Source organism: Gordonia desulfuricans NBRC 100010, from assembly GCF_001485495.1.
Taxonomy (GTDB): Bacteria; Actinomycetota; Actinomycetes; order Mycobacteriales; family Mycobacteriaceae; genus Gordonia; species Gordonia desulfuricans.
This window is the reverse complement of the sequence record NZ_BCNF01000071.1, coordinates 29,120-49,370: the sequence shown is the minus strand read 5'-3', so window position 1 is coordinate 49,370 and position 20,251 is coordinate 29,120. Positions and strand designations below refer to the sequence as shown.

The following is a 20,251-nucleotide window of genomic DNA, read 5'->3' as shown; positions in this document are numbered from 1 at the left end:
CGCAGCGGGCGTTGGGAGGTGAGCACTTCGGAGGTGGTTGGGTTGGCGAATTCGGCCGGCGGAGGTTTCGACACGCCTCGTCGCTACGCTCCTCATCGGCTCAACCACCAACGAGCGGTTGCTGATTGAGCCCTGAAACGAGTCAACGAGCTGTCCTCGTCAGATTGATCATCAACGCCAGTGGATGATCGAGCCTGAATCGAGCGCACGAACGCTCGTCGGCTCGACCACCCAGTGGGCGTTGACGATTGATCCGGTCAGCAGCTGCCGATAGCCCCGCCCCGCAATGCGACCTCCGTCATCCGGAGCAGCGAGCACCCGGCGGCCGGGTCACGCCGGTCGGCGGGTGTGGTGGCCGAAACCGGTCGCACTGCCGGAGCGGGCACGGACGCCTCGGTCCTCACCGCGGGTGCGGAGGCGGGTTGCGCCGCCGGGCGTGCAGTGTTCGTGCCACCACGCGCCGTCGGAGCGGGTTCCGATTGCGAACGGGGCGGATCGAGTGGAACGGTCCATCCCTTCTCGTATCCGTGTGCGGCACCGATGACGACTCCTGCCGCCACGGCCGGGAGGGCGACCAGAGTGGCGACCAGGGCCGTACCCACCAGGGGCCCGACGACCAGGCCGGTGGGCAGGAACGGGATACCAAAGATCAGACCGAGCCCGCCGCCGACGACGGCTCCGACAGCGAGGGCGATCGGGGATGCGACCGCACCGCCGATCACGCCACCGACCACTGCGTCACCGACCATCTTCTCGGCGACCTTGTCGGCCCGGGCCTCCGGAACACCGTTGCTGTGCAGAACATCCGAGATCCCCTGCACCAGAACACCGGAAGCCTCACTGACCTGCGTCGCGACCTGCGGCGGCACCGCTCCCGGACGATGCAGACGGAGATTGCCGATCCGGATCTCATCCGGGTTCGCTGCCGGGGCCGCCACCGTCACACGTGAAACGGTCAGATCCGGAGTCGGCCAAATCCTCACGGCAGTGGGATCGGTGGATGCGACGAGCGTCGTCGCGGCGTCGAGGCGAGCGATCCCATAGGTGACACCGGTCTGTGTGCTCACCGCATCAGGCGGCGCGCCCGACGGCCGGGCATCGGCGATGGCGGTCACCGTCATCGTCAGCGACGCGGCCATCACACACCCCACCGCGGCGGTTGTGACACTGCGGACGCGGTGATTGCCGGGACTGATGTGGCGGGCGGTGACCGTGGTGCCGGATCTACTCATGGACGACCTCATTTCTCGATGGTGAAATGGCCATTTCTCCAAACGCTAGCCCCGGAAGGCGTGCTAGCGAGGCTGTTCGGCACCCATTCGCCGCTCGAGGATCTCGGCGATCGTGATGATCGCCTCGTTCTCGGTCATCGACAGGTGATCGCAATCGACGTCGACATTCGAGATGACACCACCAACGAACGGCTGCCAACCCGGATGCCCCAGGGCGTCGGGACGACGGTCACGGACTGCGGTGAAGAACTGGAGGTCGACGTCGACAACCGGGAGTTCCCAGTCACCCGTCGCCCGGAGCAGCAGGTTGTAGGCATCGGTCAGGCGCTGGATCGTCGCGGCGTCCACCCCGAAGCCCTCACCCAGATGCTCGGTGATCTGCGCGGCCGCCTGTTCTGCGGTGGCATCGGAACTGACGAAGTCGATACCCAGGACCGGTCCGAGATTGCTGATCAGCTCACCCGCGGTGATCTCCACGATCTCCGAGGTGTCGATCGCATCGGCCTCCGCGTCGAGCATCGCCAGCATGGCCACCTCTTCACCCGCCGCCCGCATCTCGGCGGCCACGGCGTGTGCGATCACCCCACCCAGCGACCACCCCAACAGGTGGTACGGGCCGTGTGGCTGCACCGTGCGGATCTCGTCGAAGTAGCGCCGGGCGATCGCCGGCACCGATGTCGGGCCGGGGTCCTCCCCGCCGATCTGGGGCGCCTGCAGACCGTAGACCGGCCGGTCGTCGGGGATCTGCCTGCCCAGCGTCTGATAGCACCATGCCAGCCCCGATGCGGGGTGGACGCAGAACAGCGGCGGCTTGTCACCACCGGTCCGGATCGGCAGCAGCACCTCCAGTCCGAGCCCGCTGCCGGCGCCGTCTGCGGCACCACCGTCACCGGTCTCGAACACCGTGCCGCCGTTGCGGATACCGGCCTCGATCCGCCGTGCGAGGTCGGCCGGACTCGAGTCGGAGAGCATCCAGCGGATCGGGATCTCCACGTGCAGTTCGTTCTTCAGCGAGTTGACCACCCGAACCGAGGTCAGCGAGTTGCCGCCCAGCGCGTAGAAGTCGTCGTCGGCGCCCACCCGCGCCACCCCGAGCACATCCTCGAAGGTGCGCGCGATCTCGCCCTCCAACTCCGTTGCCGGTGCCCGGAACTCGTCGGTGCGCCGCGCGGTCTTGGGCAGCCGGGCCCGGTCCAGCTTGCCCGACGCCGTCAGCGGCACCGTGTCGAGGACCATCACGGCCGTCGGCATCATGTAGCCCGGCAGTGCCGTCGACGCGAACGCACTCACCTCGGCGGTGTCGACGGTGGCACCGGCCGCGGGCACGAGATAGACGACGAGGTATTCGACCCGCTCGGTCGCGGTGACCGTCGCGACCGCCCGTGCCACGCTCTCGTGCTCGGCGAACACCGCCTCGATCTCACCGAGCTCGATCCGCAGGCCACGCAACTTCACCTGGAAGTCGCTGCGGCCCAGGTATTCCAGCTCCCCGGTCGACCGACGGCGCACCAGGTCGCCGGTGCGGTACATCCGCTCGCCGGCGACGAACGGATCGGCCACGAAACGCTCGGCGGTCAGGCCGGTCCGACCGAAGTAGCCGCGGGCCACCTGGGTACCCGACAGGTACAGGTCACCGGTCACGCCCGGGGGCACCGGGCAGAGCCGGGAATCGAGGACGTAGGCCCGGGAGTTCCACACCGGGGTGCCCATCGGCACCGCCCCGTGGTCGTCCGCACCCACCTGATGCGACGTCGCGTGCACGGTGAACTCGGTGGGGCCGTAGAGGTTGTGGAGTTCCACCGCGGGCAGTGCACGGTGGGCCGCGGCAACCACGTCGGGGCCGAACGCCTCACCGGCCACCAGCAGGGCCCGCAACGAGTCCAACGATCTCCCCGACGCACCCGGATCGACCGTGGCCGCCTCGGGGGCGAGCGCATCGGCGAAGACCGCGAGCATCGACGGGACGAACGAGGTGAGCGTGACCCGTTCGGTGTCGATCACCTCGGCGAGGTAGTCCGGGTCGGTGTGACCGTCCGGACGGGCGACGACCAGCCGCGCACCCGCCGCGAGGGTCCCGAAGATCTCCCACACCGAGACGTCGAAGGTGGACGGGGTCTTCTGCAGCACCACGTCCGTGCCGGTCAGGGCGTACTCGTCGCTGATCCAGCGCACCTGGTTGACCGCCGAACGATGGGAGATGGCAACGCCCTTCGGCCGTCCGGTCGACCCGGAGGTGAACAGCAGGTAGGCCAGGGCATCCGGATCGGCCGCGGTGACCCGGTCGTCGTCGGTCAGGGGCGAATCGTCGAACCCCGACAACTCGATCCCGTCCAGCGTGGTCAGCACCACCACCGGGTCGGCGCAGCCGAGCATGTGGCCGATCCGGTCGGCCGGATGGTCCGGGTCGATCGGGATGTAGCCGCCACCGGCGGCATGCACCGCATACATCGCGGTGATCTGGTCGAGGGAACGTCGCATCCGGATCGCGACCAGGGCATCGGGACCGACCCCGCGGGAGACCAGCCACCGCGCCAGTCGGTTGACCCGCCCGGCGAACTCGGCGTAGGTTAGGGTGAGGTCGCCGGCGGTGACGGCCGGGCCGTCGGCGAATCGGGCGGCCGCGCCGGCGAACAGCGATGCGAGTGTCTCCGCGGGGTCGACGGCGTGATCGGTCGCATTCCAGCGGACGAGGGCCGCCTCACGCTCGGTGGGGTCGAGCAGGTCGACGTCGTGGATCGACCGGCCGGGATCGGCCGACAGCGCGGTGAGCACCCGCAGCAGCCGTTCGGCGAACGTGGTCACCGTCGCGGCGTCGAACAGGTCGGTGGCGAAGGTGATCTCGCCGGCGATCCCCGCCGGTGCCCCGGTGTCGTCGTAGCTGTCCGACACCGTCACCTGCATGTCGAACATCGACATCCCGGTATCGGATTCGACGGCCTCCACCGACAGTGCGGGCAGTTCGATCGCGGTGGTCGAGACGTTCTGGAACGCCAGCATCACCTGGAACAGCGGGTTGTAGGCGTCCGACCGGACCGGGTTCAGCTCCTGGACGAGCCGCTCGAACGGGACGTCTGCATGTCCGAAGGCCGCCAGATCCGTGTCCCGCGCGTCCTCGATCAGTTCGCCGAACGACATCCCGTCCCGGATCTGTGTCCGCAGCACGAGGGTGTTGACGAACATGCCGATCAGATCGTCGAGTTCACGCTCGCCGCGTCCGGCGTACGGGGTTCCGATCGCCACGTCGTCGGTGACGGCCAGCCGGGCCAGCAGTGCGACCAGCGCCGCGTGGAACACCATGAACAGCGTCGCATTGTGTTCCCGTGCGATCACCTGGAGGGCGGCGTGCAGGTCGGCGCCGACGGCCAGCGGGACACCGGCACCGGCGAACGACTGTGTCGCCGGGCGGGGACGATCGGCCGGCAGCTCGATCAGTGCGGGCACATCGGCCAGTTGTCCTGTCCAGTAGTCGATCTGGGCGCGCAGCGTCGATTCCGGGTCGTCGGCGGACCCGAGGACCGCACGCTGCCAGATCGCATAGTCCGCGTACTGCACCGCCGGTGGTACCCATCCGGGGGTGTTGCCCTCTGCGCGGGCCACATAGGCGGTCATCATGTCCCGGGCGAGCGGGGTCAACGACGAACCGTCACCGCAGATGTGGTGGAGCACCACGGCCAGCACCCACTCGCCACCGCCGAGACCGTAGAGCCGCACCCGCATGGGCACCTCGGCGGTGACGTCGAACGGCATCCGCATGAGTTCCGAGACCTCCCGGAACAGCTCGGATTCCGACACCTTCGACACCGACATCACCACGCGTGCGGTGGCGGCGGGCAGGACGAGCTGGCTGGGCTCCCCGGCCACGTACGGGTACACCGTCCGCAGCACCTCGTGGCGGGTGACGACGTCGTCGATCGCCAGTTGCAGCGCATCGGGGTCGAGTTCGCCGGACAGCCGCATCACGATCGGGATGCTGTAGGCGGAGGAATCGGGTTCGATCTGGTTGAGGAACCACATCCGTTGCTGCGCATAGGACAGCGGGATATGTTCCGGCCGATCCTGTGCGACCAGCGCGATCCGGCCGGTGTCGGTGTGGGATTCGGCCCGTGCGGCCAGCTTCGACACCGTGGACGCCTCGAAGATCATCGAGACCGGCACCGTGGTGTCGAGGGCCGCACCGATCCTGGCGACGACCCGGGTGGCGGCCAGACTGTTGCCGCCGAGTTCGAAGAAGTCGTCGTCGGCGCCGACACCGCCGGTGATGCCGAGGACGTCGGCGAACACACCGGCCACGATCTCCTCGACGGGCGAGGCCGGCGCCCGGAACGCCCGCGTGGTGATCATCGGGGCCGGGAGGGCCTTGCGGTCGAGTTTGCCGCTCGGCGTGAGCGGGACCCGGTCGAGGACCATCACCGCCGACGGCACCATGTAGGACGGCAACGTCTCGGTGAGCAGGGCCCGCAGCTTCTCCCCCACCACCACCGCACCGGGTGCGGGCACCACATAGGACACCAGACGCACCCCGACGGCGTCGTCCCGGCGCGGCACCGTCGTCGCGAAGGACACGTCGGCGTAGGCGCCGAGGGCGGCGTCGATCTCCCCGAGTTCCACCCGGAATCCGTGGATCTTGACCTGGAAGTCGTTGCGGCCGATGAACTCCAGTGCACCCGAGCGGTTGCGGCGGACGACGTCGCCGGTGCGGTAGATCCGCTGTCCGGGCCGGCCGAAGGGGTGTGCCACGAATCGCGACGCGGTGACGCCGGACCGGTTCAGGTAGCCGCGTGCCAGGGCGGGCCCGGCCAGGTAGAGCTCGCCGGCGACACCGACCGGTACCGGCTGCATCCGGGCGTCGAGCACCAGTGCCTGCATCCCGGCCAGCGGCGCACCGATGGTGGAGCGTTCGCCCACCTGCAGCGGTTCGGTGGCGGTGGCGACGACGGTGGTCTCGGTCGGACCGTAGAGCACCCGGAACTGCCGGGCGCGGGCCGAATCTGCCTCCAGCCATCGGGTCACCAGATCGGTCGGCACCTCGTCACCGCCGGACATCACCACACGCAGATGCTCCAGTCCGTCGGGTTCCACCGAGGCCAGCGCGGCTGGGGTGACGAAGGCATGTGTGACCCGTTGTGCGCGAAGCAGATCGGCCAGCTCGTCGCCGCCGCGCATCCCGGTGGGGGCCACCACCAGCGCCGAGGAGGCACTCACCGCGAGCAGGATCTCCAGCAGTGACGCGTCGAACGACGGTGAGGCGAAGTGCAGCACGCGCGAGGTGGCACCGATCTCGGCGTCCACGTGCAGGGTGGACAGGTAGTCGGCGATGCCGGCGTGGCTGACGGCCACCCCCTTCGGCACTCCGGTCGAGCCGGAGGTGAAGACCACCCAGGCCGTGTTGGTGGCACGCACCGGATGTTCGCACTCGTCCTGCCCGATCGGTGTCGCGGGGAGGCCGTCGATCCGGGTGGCCACGTCGGCGTCCGCGGGCATGATCCAGTCGAGGGTGTCGGGGAGGGCGACGCGGGCAGCCGATGTGGTGATCCCCAGCACCGCACCCGAATCCGAGACCATCTGCTCGATCCGTGTGCTCGGGTAGTGCGGATCCACCGGCACGTAGGGCGCACCGGTCTTGACCACGGCCCACCAGGCCACCACCGATTCCGCCGACCGCTCGATCGCGACCGCCACCGGCCGTTCGGGAGCTGCGCCGAGGCCGATCAGGTGGCGTGCCAGACGGTTCGACCGGCGGTCGAGTTCGGTGTAGGAGAGCACCGTCTCACCGGAGATCACCGCGGCACCGTCGGGGTTGCGCTCGACGGCCGCCGCGAACACCTCCGGCAGCAGGGTCGGCGATGTCGCCGTGCGGGCTCCGACCTGCGACAGCAGCATCGTGCGTTCGTCGGTGTCGAGCCAGTCGATGTCGCCGATCGGCGTCGTCGCATCGTCGACGACCGCTTCGAGGACCCGCTGGAGCCGTCGGACGAATCCGGCGACCGTCGCGGCGTCGAAGAGGTCGCGGGCGAACATCATGCTCCCCGAGATACCCTGCGCGACGACGGGTTTCCCGTTGGCGTCGGTTCCGTACTCGTCGGCGATCACCAGCTGCAGGTCGAACTGGCAGATCCCGGTGTCGGCCTGTGCCCGCGAGACGGTCACCTCGGGCAGTTCCACGTGGACCTTCGACAGGTTCTGCAGCGCGAGGGCCACCCCGAACAGCGGATGGTGGGCGGTGGAGCGTTCGGGATTGAGTTCCTCGACGATCCGCTCGAAGGGGACGTCGGCGTGCTCGAAGGCCTGCAGGTCGGCGTCGCGCACCCGGTCGAGCAGTTCGGCGAAGGACTCGTCGCCGGTGACGGCGGTCCGCAGGGCCAGGGTGTTGACGAACATCCCGACCAGGTCGTCGAGCCCCGGCTCACCGCGACCGGCGACCGGTGTGCCGACGACGATGTCGTCGCCGCCGCTCAGCCGTGCCAGCACGGTCGCCAGGGCGGCGTGCAGGACCAGGAACAGCGAGGCTCCACGCGAACGCGCCAGGGTGAGCAGCCGGGAGTGCAGTTCCGGTCCGATCTCCACCGGCACCGACCCCCCGGCGAAGGTCGCCACCGCGGGCCGTGGCCGGTCGGTGGGCAGATCCAGCACATCGGGTGCCCCGGCCAGCGAGCTCCGCCAGAAGTCGAGTTGCGCGCGCATCAGCGACTGGGCGTCCTCGGCGGCACCGAGCACCTCGCGCTGCCACAGGGCGTAGTCGGCGTACTGCACCGACAGCGGTTCCCATCCGGGGGCGCGGCCGTCGCGGCGCGTGGCATAGGCCGTCATCACATCGCGCGACAGCGGCACCATCGACTGTCCGTCGCCGGCGATGTGATGGACCACCAGCACCAGCAGGAACTCGGCGGTCCGGTCCGCCGCCCCCTCCGCGACCCGGCCGGACGCCTCGCCGTCGACGATCTCGAACAGCGCCACCCGCATCGGCACGTGGGCGGTCACGTCGAATCCGCGGCGCACGAACTCGCCCACGGTGTCGGCGACCGCGGCCGCCGCCACCGTCTGCACGTCCACCTCGATCGGGGCCCGATCCAGGATCTGCTGCCGCGGCTCGCCGGCGGTGTCGGGATAGATCGTGCGCAGCACCTCGTGCCGCGCGGTCACATCCGACAATGCGTCCCGCAGCGCGGCGACGTCGAGCCGTCCGGACAGTCGCAGGATCACCGGGATGTTGTAGGCGGCCGATTCCGGTTCCATCCGGTTGAGGAACCACATCCGTTGCTGTGCCGGTGACAGCGGCACCAGTTCCGGTCGGGGTCCGGCGGTCAGCGGGATGCGTCCGCCGCCGTCGAGCGACCCCACCAGGACCGCCAGCGCACCGACGGTGGGTGCATCGAACACCGCGCGTACCGGAACCCGTGTGCCGACCACCTCGCCAAGCCGTGCGACGACCACCGAGGCGCTCAGCGAGTCGCCGCCGAGGGCGAAGAAGTCGTCGTCGGCGCCGACGCGCGGGACGTCGAGCACATGCTCGAACGCGGCGGCGACCGCCGTTTCCATCGGGTTCGCCGGCGCCCGGAACTCGCTTGCGGCGAAGACCGGCTCGGGTAGGCCCGCCCGGTCCAGTTTGCCGGTGCGGGTCATCGGGATCTCGTCGAGGACGACGACCGCCGCCGGCACCATGTAGGCGGGCAGTTTCTCGGCCAGCGCCGCACGCAGCCGGGTACTCGACAGTGTCGTCCCCGGCGCCGCCACCACATAGGAGACCAACATGTGCCCGGCCCCGGCACCGGCGCGGCTGCGTCCGACGGTGACGGCGTAGTCGACGTCGTCGCGCTCGCCCAGCAGTGCGTCGATCTCGCCCACCTCGACGCGTGTGCCACGCACCTTGACCTGGAAGTCGTTGCGGCCCAAGAACTCCAGTTGGTGATCGGCATTCCGTCGGACGATGTCGCCGGTCCGGTACATCCGGTCACCGGGGTCACCGAACGGGCAGGGCACGAACCGGGTCGCGGTGGTCCCGGGCCTGCCGATGTAGCCGTCGGCGAGACCGGGGCCCACCAGGTACAGCTCGCCGGCGATGCCCTGCGGCACCGGCCGCATCCAGGTGTCGAGGACGGTGACGCCGACCGGCCCCACCGCGGTGCCGATCGTGACCGGTCCACCCGGATGGAGGGGTTCGCTCGCAGTCGCCCAGATGGTGGACTCGGTGGGCCCGTACAGGTTGACCATGATGCGGCCCGGTGCCCACCGGTCGATCAGTTGCGGGCCGACCGACTCACCCGCGGTGGCCAGCACCCGCAGGGTGGCCGGTCCCGTGCGGTGGGCGTCGGCCTCGTCGTCCTCGGGGTCGGTCGGCACCGTGGCCAGCGCCGACGGGGTCAGGACGGCGTGGGTGACGGCCTCGCAGCGGATCAGTTCGGCCAGTTCGGGTCCGCCGTAGACGTCGGCCGGCGACACCACGAGGCGTCCGCCGGACCCGTGTGCCATCAGCAGTTCGAACACCGAGGCGTCGAATCCCGGTGAGGCCACCTGCAGTACCCGTGCGGCGGGGCCGACGTCGAGGACCCGGCGTTGTGCGGCGACGAGGTGTGCCAGGCCGCGATGGCTGACACGCACTCCCTTGGGGGTTCCGGTCGAACCGGACGTGTAGATCACATAGGCGGTGTCGGCGAGGCGGATCGGGCCGCCGCGCTCGGCGTCGGTGATCGGCGCGGCCGATTCCGCGGCGAGGCGGTCGACGGCGTGTTGATCGTCGAGGACCAGCCAGTCGACTCCGCCGGGCAGACCGTCGCGCACCTGGGCCAGGGTGAACCCGAGGGTCACCGCACAATCGGTGAGCAGGAAGCCGATGCGTTCGGCGGGCAGGCCCGGGTCGATCGGCAGGAACGGCACACCGGCCTTGGCCGCGGCCCAGATCGCGACGACCGCCTGCGGCGATCGTGGCAGCACGCACGCCACCACGCCCTGTGGTCGTTGCGCGTGCCGCAGGAGGTGGCGGGCCAGTCGGTTCGACTGCTCGTCGAGCTCGCGATACGACATCCCGGTGCCTCCGCTGCGCACCGCGATCTCGTCGGGGGAACGGCGGGCGGACGCGGTGAGGATCTCACCCAGGGTCGTCGAAACCGGCACCGCCGCATCGCATGTGGCAGTCCGCGGCCACTGGACACCCGCCACGTCCTGGGTGAGCATACCCAGCCGGGTCTGGGGCTCGGCGGCGATACAGGTCAGGTATTCGACGAAGCGGTCGATGATCTCGCGGGCCTGTACGGCGTCGAACTCGTCACGCCGGTACCGCAGGGTGATGGTCAGTGCCGCGCCGCCCTGCCTCCCGTCGTCGGCGCCGTCGGATGTCGGTTCCTCGGTCCGGTTCCGGGCATCGAGATTCGGTGCGACGACCACACTCAGCGGATACGGTGTTGCGTCGATACCGCTGATGCCGTCGACCCGCAGTCCCGCCGAGTCGACCAGCTGTTGCAGGGCCGCCGCGTGCAGCGGGAAGGACTGGAATGCCAGCGCGGTGTCGAAGAGATCCGAGACACCGGCGGCGCGGTGGATGGCGGGCAGCCCCACGTAGTGGTGGTCGAGGAGCCGCGCGTTGCCCTCCTGCACCTGGATCAGCAACTCCTGCAACGACAATGCGGGTTCGAGCCGCGCCCGGACCGGCACTGTGTTCAGGAACATGCCCAGCGCCTGCTCCGCACCCGGCAACGCCGCCGGCCGGCCGGCGACCGCAGAACCGAGGATCACGTCGGTCTCGCCGGTCAGCACTCGCAGGACCAGCGACCACGCGGTGGACAGTGCGGTACCGATGGTCACTGCGGAATCTGCTGTGACCGAACGCAATCGACCGAACTCCTCGGATGGGAGCTCCACCACGACCTCACCGACGGCGGCATCGGCCATCGCCGCACCGCCACGGGAGACCCGGGTGGGCGCCTCGACGTCGGCGTAGGCCTGCGCCCAGGCGGTCGTCGAACCCTCGTGGTCCTGCCCGGCCAGCCAGACCAGATGGTCACGGTAGGACGGTGCGGGCCCGGCCACCGCGATGCGCTCCGGATCTCCGTAGTATTCGAGCAGTTCACGCATCAGCAGCGGCATCGACCAGCCGTCGAGGATCACATGGTGGTTGGTGATGTGCAGCACGAACGACCCCACATCACGGCGGACCAGGGTGAACCGGATCAGTGATGGGACACTCAGATCGAAAGCGGCGGCGGCACTCTCGGCGACGACGCGCTCAGCGCTCTCGGTGGGGACGTCACCGACCAGGTCGATCTCACGGAAGGCCACCTCGGCGTCGGCGACCACGATCTGGCGCGGGCCCCGCGATGTCTCGGCGAATCCGGCGCGCAGGATGTCGTGGCGGTCGACGAGGGCCTGCGCGGCCCGGCGCAGCCGGGCACCGTCGACGTCGCCGGACAAGGCGATGGTCGACTGCACGGTGTAGTTGTCACGGGCATCGGGGTCCAGTGACGAGTGGAAGTGGATTCCCGCCTGCGTCGGCGACAACGGCCACACCTCCGACAGTGTCGGATAGCGATGCCGGAGCGCCTCGAGATCGGTGTGGTCGATGTCGGCGAACCGCGGGTCCGAGGCCGAGACCGGCGCATCGGGCACCGGGGCGTCGTCGGCGCTGCGCAGGGCCGCGAGCTCGGCGATGGCGGCCACCGTCTTGGCCTCGAAGACATCGCGTGGCGTGATGGCGAATCCGGCAGCCTTGGCGAGCGCGACCAGCTGCATCGAGACGATGCTGTCGCCGCCGAGGGTGAAGAAGTTGCTGTCGGCGGTCACCTGGTCGAGGCGCAGGACCTCGGCGAACAGGTGCGCGAACACCACCTCGGCCGGGGTCGAGGGCGTCCGGCCGCCCTCCTCCTCGGAACGGAAGTCCCACGGGGGAAGCGCCTTCCGGTCGATCTTGCCGGTCCGGGTCAACGGCATCGACTCCAACTCGACGATCGCGGCCGGCGACATGTACTGCGGCAGGGTGTCGGCGAGTCCGTCGTGCAGCGCCCCGACGTCCAGAGTCTGTCCCGGTGCGCCGACCACATAGGACACCAGCACCGGCTGACCCGCCGGTCCCGGCTGGACCACGGTGGCGACCTGGGCCACCTCCCGGTGGCGTCCGAGATGGGCGTCGATGTCGCCGGTCTCGATCCGCAGTCCGCGGATCTTGACCTGCTGATCGTTGCGTCCGAGATAGTCCAGCTCGAGGCCGTCCCGGCCGCGCACCCACCGCACCGAGTCGCCGGTGCGGTAGATCCGTTCGCCGGTCGCCGACCTCGGGTCCGCGACGAAACGTGCTGCGGTGATCCCCGGTCGGGCATGGTATCCGCGGGCGAGTCCGGGACCGCCGAGGTAGAGCTCGCCGGCCACCCCCACCGGGACCGGCCGCAGCCAGGCGTCGAGAACCGACACCGACACACCCTGGATCGGCCGGCCGATGGTCACCGGCCGTCCCGGGGCCAGGTCGTCGGCCCCGGTGGCCCAGATGGTGGCCTCGGTCGGTCCGTAGTGGTTCATCAGTCGACGGCCCGGCGACCACCGGTTGACGATGTCGGCACCGGTCGCCTCACCGACCACGGCGATGGTCGCCGTCGACGCCAGACGCGTCGGGTCCATCGTGTTGAGTGCCGACGGGGTGATGATCGCATGCGAGATGTGTTCTGCCCGAGCGAGTTCCTCGAGATCGGTACCGCCGTACACCTCGGGCGGTGCCACCACGAGACCGCCGCCGTTGCCCAGGGCGAGCAGCACCTCGGAGACGCAGGCGTCGAACCCCGGCGACGCCACCTGCAGCACCGTCGAGCCGGGGCGCACCCCGAAGGAGTGGGCTTGTGCGGCAACACGATCGGCCAGTCCTCGGTGGCTGATCAGAACGGCCTTGGGCTTGCCGGTGGAACCGGAGGTGAAGATCAGGTAGGCGGCATTGTCGGGCCGGAGTCCGTCGGCGGCGATCGCGGCGGTGACGGCATCGTCCGGGCCCGTCCCGGCCGACCCCGTCCCGGCCCGGCCGGCCGGTGCGTCGAGCACCAGCCAGTCGACTCCGGCCGGCAGGTTCGGGGTGACGGCGGCCCGGGTCACCCCGAGGGTGCAGCCCGCGTCGGAGATCAGCTCGGCGAGACGGTGTGCGGGGTTGCCCGGATCGAGGGCGACGAAGGCGGCACCGGTTCGTGCCACCGCCCAGATCGCCACGACGAGGTCCGCCGAACGCGGAACGGCCAGTGCGACAAAGGATTCCGGACCCGCACCGCGCCGGATGAGTTCGGCGGCGACCCGATCGGCACGGTGGGCGAGTTCGCGGTAGGTGAGCGTGGTGCCGTCGGCACGCACCGCCACCGCATCCGGGTGCCGGCGGGCGGAGTCGGCGAGGATGTCACGCAGCAGCCGGACCGGCTGCTGCGACGCACCGGATTCGCCGGTCGTCCCGGCCGCCGACAGCTCGGCGTGCTCGCCGTGCCCGCACGAGGTCACCGCACCGACCTTGCGGCCCGGATCGGTGGCGATCTGACGCAGCAGCCCGACGAAGCGGTCGAGCAGGGCACCGGCGGCCTCGGCGTCGATGCGGTCGACGGCGTACCGCACGGTGAGCACGTACCCGCCGGGTGTCTCGTCGGCGGAGCCACCACGGCTCCCGGCGCCCGCGGTGCCCGGGCGCGGCGGGGTGACCTGGAGGCTGACCGGGTACGGGGTGGCGTCGTGGGCGACCAGGTCGACCCAGCGCAGCCCGGCATCGGCCAGCGTCTGCCCCACCGCATCGGTGTCCACCGGATAGGACTCGAGGACCGTCACGGTGTCGAACATGTCGGCCACGCCGGTGGTCCGCTGCAGTTCGGCCAGCCCGACGTGCCGGTGATCGAGCAACGCGGCCTGTTCGGTCTGCGTGCGGGCGAGCAGTTCGACGATGCTCTCGGCGGGATCGAGGCGGACCCGCACCGGGAGGGTGTTGATGAACAGTCCCACCATCCGCTCGATGCCGGGGATGTGGGCCGGACGATCGGACACCGTGTTGCCGAACACCACGTCGGTCCGCCCGGTCATCGCCGACAGCACCAGGGCCCAGGCCACCTGGATCGAGGTGTTGGCGGTGACCTCGTGTGTGCGTCCGAGGCCGAGGATCGCGTCGGTGGTGGCCGGATCGAGGACGATCTCGGTCTCGCCGATGTCGCCGCCGGCCGTCGTGCCGGCGGCACCGGTCAGGCGTGTCGGGCTCTCGATCTCGGCGAGCATCTCCTGCCACGCCGTACGCGCCGCGTCGTGGTCTCGGGAGTGCAGCCACAGCAGGTAGTCGCGGAAGGACCGCGGCTGCGGCAGTTCGGCCGGCTCGCCGTCGGCGATGTAGTGCAGCAACAGTTCGTGGATCAGCAGCGGCGCCGACCAGCCGTCGAGCACGATGTGGTGATTGGTGAGCACCAGCAGGTACCGGTCGGCGTCGCGGTCGGCCCCCCGCGCGACGCGGATGAGGTGGAAGCGCAGCAGCGGCGGATGCGCGAGGTCGAACGGGGCCGCCGATTCCGCGACGAGCCGGCGCAGTTGCCGTTCCCGTTCCCCGGGGTCGTCGATGCCGGTGACATCGGAGTCGGTCCAGTCGACCTCGACGTCGCGCAGGACGAGCTGTCGCGGCCCGGTCCCGGTCTCGACGAAGGCCACCCGGAGGCTGTCGTGCCGGTCGACGAGCCGCTGGGCGGCCCGCCGCATCCGGTCGGGGTGCAGCGATCCGCCGAGGGTCAGTTCGGCCTGCACGGTGTAGCCGTCCTCGCGGGCGATGTGATCCGACGCCTCGAGCGCATCGTCGTAGAGCGCGTGGAACAGCAGCCCCGATTGCAGTGCGGTCAGCGGCCACACGTCGGTCAGCGACGGATACTCCCGGGTCCAGCCGTCGATCTCGGTCTGCGATGTGGCGACCAGACCGAAGTCCGACGGGGTGTGCCCGCCGGCGTCGTCGGCCCGCACATGCCGGGCCAGTGCCTCGAGGGCCTGCGCCCACAGACCGGCGAGTTCCTCGACGTCGTCGTGGTGCAGGACCAGCGAGGCGAACTCCCACGTCGCATCGAGTTCCAGACCGTCCGGCCCCGGCGCGGCGATCGCGTTGATGTCCAGGACCGCCGGCAGCGCCATCTGCGGCGCACCGGTGCCGACCAGCGAGTCGAACTCGCCGGACGGCGCCCAGGGACCGGCGTGGTCACCGGTGCCGGCCCGGCCCAGGTAGTTGAAGCTGATCTGTGGTTCGGCCCGGCCGCCGAGTTCGGCGCGACCCACCGGGTCGAGGTACCGGACCATGCCGAAACCGATCCCGTTGTCGGGCACCGCCCGCAGCTGTTCCTTCACCTGCCGGATCGCCTGTCCGGCGGCGGCCCCGCCGGCGAAGGCATCGTCGACGTCGACGCCGTCGAGGTCGAGCCGGACCGGGAAACGGGAGGTGAACCATCCGACCGTCCCGGTCAGGTCGGCCCCGGGCACGGCGGCCTCTTCGCGGCCGTGGCCCTCGAGTGCGATCAGCTCGTCTATCCCGGTGCCGGTGACACCGTGGCGCCGGCGCCACCGCGCCAGCGCGAGCACCAGGGCGGCGAGCAGCGCGTCGTTGGCGCCGCCGTGGAACCGGGCGGGGACGGTGGTGAGGACCGCTTCGGTGACCTCGGCCGGCATGCGCATCCGCACGCATCCGGCGGTGGCGAGCACGTCGCGATCGGGGTCGAGCCCACGATCGCCGAGCAGCCGCTCCCCCGGTTCGAGTACCGCGGTCCACCGATCGAGCTCGGCGGCGGTGCGCTCGGACGAGTGCTCGAGCAGGCCGTGGACCCACCGGCGCACCGACGTCGTCGGGTCACCGAGTGCCGGGTCGGCGCCGCCGGCGATCTGCTGCCAGGCCTGGGCGAGGCCGGTGAGCAGGATGCGCCACGACACCCCGTCGACGGCGAGGTGATGGATGACCAGCCACATCAGATCCGGTTGCGTGTCGTCGGCCTCGGACATCCACACGAATCGGATCATCGCACCGGCGCGCGGATCGAGCGTATCGGCCGCGACCTGCAGGTGATGGTCGATCTCGTCGGCGTCACGCCGGTCGAGCCACACCAGGTCCAGCACCTGCGCGGCGTCGACCGTCCCCGGGGCACCGACCTCGATGTGGGTCTCGCCCGGCTGCCCGTCGACGAGCCGCGCGCGCAGGATGTCGTGGTGGTCCACCAGTGCCTGCAGCGCACGCACCAGGTCGGGACGGGTGAGACCGTCGGGCAGTTCCACCAGGGCGGCCTGGGTGAAACGGTCGACGGGTCCGCGGTCGAGCATCGCATGCATGATCGGCGACAGCGGGATCGATCCGACGCCACCGCCGGGCAGTTCGGGCAGCCCCGCGTCGTCGGTGAGATCGGTGGCCACGGCGGCGAGGGCGGCGACGGTCTTGTGCTCGAACACATCCTGGGTCGAGAAGGCCAGTCCGCTCGCCTTGGCCCGGGCCACCAGCTGGATCGACAGGATGCTGTCGCCGCCGAGGGTGAAGAAGCTGTCGTCGGCGCCCACCCGCGGCACTCCGAGCACCTCGGAGAACAGCTGTGCCAGTTCGGTTTCCCGGGGAGTCGAGGGCATCCGTCCACTCGCCGCGGAGGCGAAGACCGGGTCGGGCAGCGCCCTGCGGTCGACCTTGCCGAAGGCGTTGACCGGCAGGTCGTCCATCATCGTGATCACGGCCGGGACCATGTGCGGCGGAAGGCATTCTCGCGCAAAACGTTCCAGCTCGGCGGGTTCGACCCGGGCATCGCCGACCGGCACCACATAGGACGCCAGGACGGTCGCGCCGATGTTGTTGCGAACCGGCACCGTGATGGACGCCTCCACCCCGGCGTGTCCGGTGAGTGCGGTGTCGATCTCGCCCGGTTCGATCCGGTATCCGCGGATCTTCAACTGGAAGTCGGTGCGCCCCAACAGCTCCAGCGACACCTGCGATGCATCGCCGACCCAGCGTGCGAGGTCGCCGGTCCGGTACATCCGCTCGCCGGGGGCACCGTGGGGATGGGCCACGAATCGGGCCGCGGTCGAGGCCGACATGTGCGCATAGCCGCGTGCGAGTCCCGGTCCGGCCAGATACACCTCGCCGACCGTGCCCACCGGAACCGGCGCCAGCATGGGGTCGAGGACCATCACCGACGCACCGCGGACCGGGCTGCCGGCGGTGAGGTCGGCCGACGGGTCGATCACCGAACTCGACGCGGTGATCGTCGCCTCCGTCGGCCCGTACTCGTTGATCATCGTCGCGCACCGGGTCCAGCGTCCGACGATGTGCTGGGCACATCGGTCGCCGCCCACCACGACGGTCCGCAGATCGGTCAGCGCCTCGGGTTCGACGGTGGCCAGCATGGTGGGCGTCAGGGTCAGGTGGGTGATGTGCTCGTCGGCGAGCAGGCGGGTCAGCTGCTCACCACCGATCACCTCCGGCGGCACGATCACCAGGGCCGCACCGTTGGCGAAGCAGGTGAGCAGCTGTTCGATCGAGGCGTCGAAACTCGGTGACAGCGCATAGGACACCCGTGCGGTGTGGTCGAGGCGGTAGGCGTCGGTCCGGTCGGCGATCAGGTCGGCGAGCCCACCGTGGGTGACCTGCACGCCCTTGGGCACACCGGTCGACCCAGAGGTGTAGGTCATGTACGCGACGTTGCCCGGCCGCACCGGCCGGATGCGGTCGGCGTCACCGATCGGCGTCCCTTCACCTGTCACCGTCCCGTCGCTGCCGACCGTGTCATCGTCGACGATCACCGGGCGCGTCGATCCCGGCAACCGGTCGGTGTACTCGTCGACGGTGACCGCCACGTCGGCGCCGCTGTCGGCGAGGATGTGCTCGATGCGTTGCAGCGGCTGGGCCGGATCGACGTGCACGATGGTGGCGCCGGACCTGGCGACCGCCCAGGCCGCGGTGACCGACAGCGCGGAGCGGCGGAGCACGATCGCGACGGCCGTCTCCGGACCGCAGCCCTCGGCGATCAGCCTGCGGGCCAGCCGGGCGGAGGCGGCGTCGAGTTCGCGATAGGTCAGGGTCCCGATCTCCGACGAGATCGCGATCGCATCGGCGTGCCGGCGCACGGTGTCGGCGAGGATGTCGGGGAGCAGCCGCGGTGCCGTTGCCGCCCCGCCGCGCACGGGGAGCAGCGCCGAGCGTTCCTGCTCGTCGAGCAGTGCCAGCCGGCCCACGTGACGGTCGCTCGGACCGCTCAGGAACTCGTGCAGGAACATCAGGAAACGCCGGTGGTGACCGGCGAGCTCGGCCGGGGTGTAGATGTTCGGATTGCCCTGGAAGTCGATGTGCGTGCTGTCCTTGCCCGCACCCGGGTAGATGTTGACGAAGAGGTCGGAGGTGGGCCCGGAGGTCAGCACGTGCAGCCGGCCGGTGACGTCACCGAGCACGACCTCGCTGTCGACCATCATGAGGTTGACCGCCGGCCCGAAGGATGCGGTCTCGTCACGGGCGATGCCCATGTCGGCGAAGATGTCCTCCTGGCGGTACCGCTGGCGGCGCAGCGCGCTCATCAGCTCGCCCTTCACCCGGGCGATCACCTCGTCGAGGGTGCATCCGGCCACCGGGACGCGCAGCGGCACCACGTTCGCGATCATTCCCCCCGACCGGCGCAGCACCGCCGAATGCCTGCCCGAGACCGGAAGGCTCAGCAGGACCTCGGCGCTACCGGTCATCCGGGCCAGGTAGGCGGCGAAGGCCGCGACGATCACCGGCGTCACCCCGCCGCCCTCGTGCGCCGCGTCGTCGAGCAGGCGGGCGGTGTCGGCGGGGATGGGGGTGCTCACCAGTGCGGGGTGCAGTGTGGGTTTGCCGAGCCGGCCGGCCAGGCTGACCACCGGTGGCGCGTCGGCGAGATGGTCGCTCCAGTACTGCCGGTCGTTCTCGTAGCGGGCCGATCCGGGATACGACGAGTCCTGCGCGATGATCTCGGCGAGTTCGTCGGCCTTCGACGGCGGTGCCACCTCACCACGGATCCCGGCGTTGTAGAGCTCGGTGATCCGCCGCACCATCGTGATGGCGGCGAATCCGTCGAGGGCGATGTGATGGGCACGCAGGTACCAGAGGTGATGGTCGACGCCGACCTGGTAGATGATGCTCACCATGAGGTCGTCGACCAGCAGGTCCAGGGGCCGGCTGTAGTCCTCGAGCATCAGCCGGTGCGCGGTCGCCATGGGGTCGTCCATGCCGCGCAGGTCCACGATGTACACGGGTGCACCGCGCTCGTCGTCCACATACTGGCGCGGTTCACCGTCGATCTCCACCAGGTGCAGGTTCCCGGAACCGAACTCCCGGCCGGTGGTTCGGCAGGCCACTTCGAGGAGTGCGGTGTCGAGTGCGCCCTCGATCTCCACGTACTGGGCCACCGAGATCGGCAGGTCGCCGGCGACGTGCTGGGCGAACCAGATCCCGCGCTGGGCGCTGGACAGGGGCAGGGAGTCCACGCCCGCCGGCAAACCGGGCGCAGTGCGCTCGTTCGGAATGAAATTCAGCGGCGTGGTGGCGAATCCCTTGTCGGAAATGGTCACGTGACCTCCATACGTCGTCATTGAAACGAAGTGGGTCCATGGAGAGCTGTCGACCCTTCGATAACACGAGACCCTACTCGTGCCAATATTCGCCAACAACAATTTTCGACGTCGCCGACTACGAACGGACTACAAACGATCTCACCTGGACAATTCGGCCCGATCCGACAACACGGCGCACCGGATATCGTCCATAACACATCGCCAAATACCTTGGGATCATGTGTCTTTCAACCGAACGACACAACGGTGGACCAGACAGGACCGACCGCTCGAATACTCGGCCCCCCGACCGAAACGGTGATGACAATTCTTGCACCACCGCACCAGAAATAAACTGAACCGCACCGATGGACACCATCCGGATACCACCGAAAACCGACACATCTCCCACCGTTACCGCACACCCACTCTTACCGAGTCCCACTATACTTTCGGGTAAACCCCCAGATCGCCCGATTTTCGATATGGACGACATTGTTTTACTAGCGGTGCTAAATAGTTTTTGGACG

Annotated in this window: 2 protein-coding genes; both read right to left on the bottom strand. The window is 69.8% G+C overall.

What is annotated here, in order from left to right; genetic code table 11:
* Positions 1-257 precede the first annotated feature (257 nt).
* Complete coding sequence (locus GD1_RS12655; RefSeq protein ID WP_238403504.1) at positions 258-1,232, bottom strand: hypothetical protein; 975 nt, start codon at positions 1,230-1,232, stop codon at positions 258-260.
* A gap of 63 nt (positions 1,233-1,295) precedes the next feature.
* Entirely contained in the window at positions 1,296-19,739 is an 18,444-nt protein-coding gene (locus GD1_RS12650; RefSeq protein WP_307190342.1) for a non-ribosomal peptide synthetase, read from the bottom strand.
* Positions 19,740-20,251: the final 512 nt, after the last annotated feature.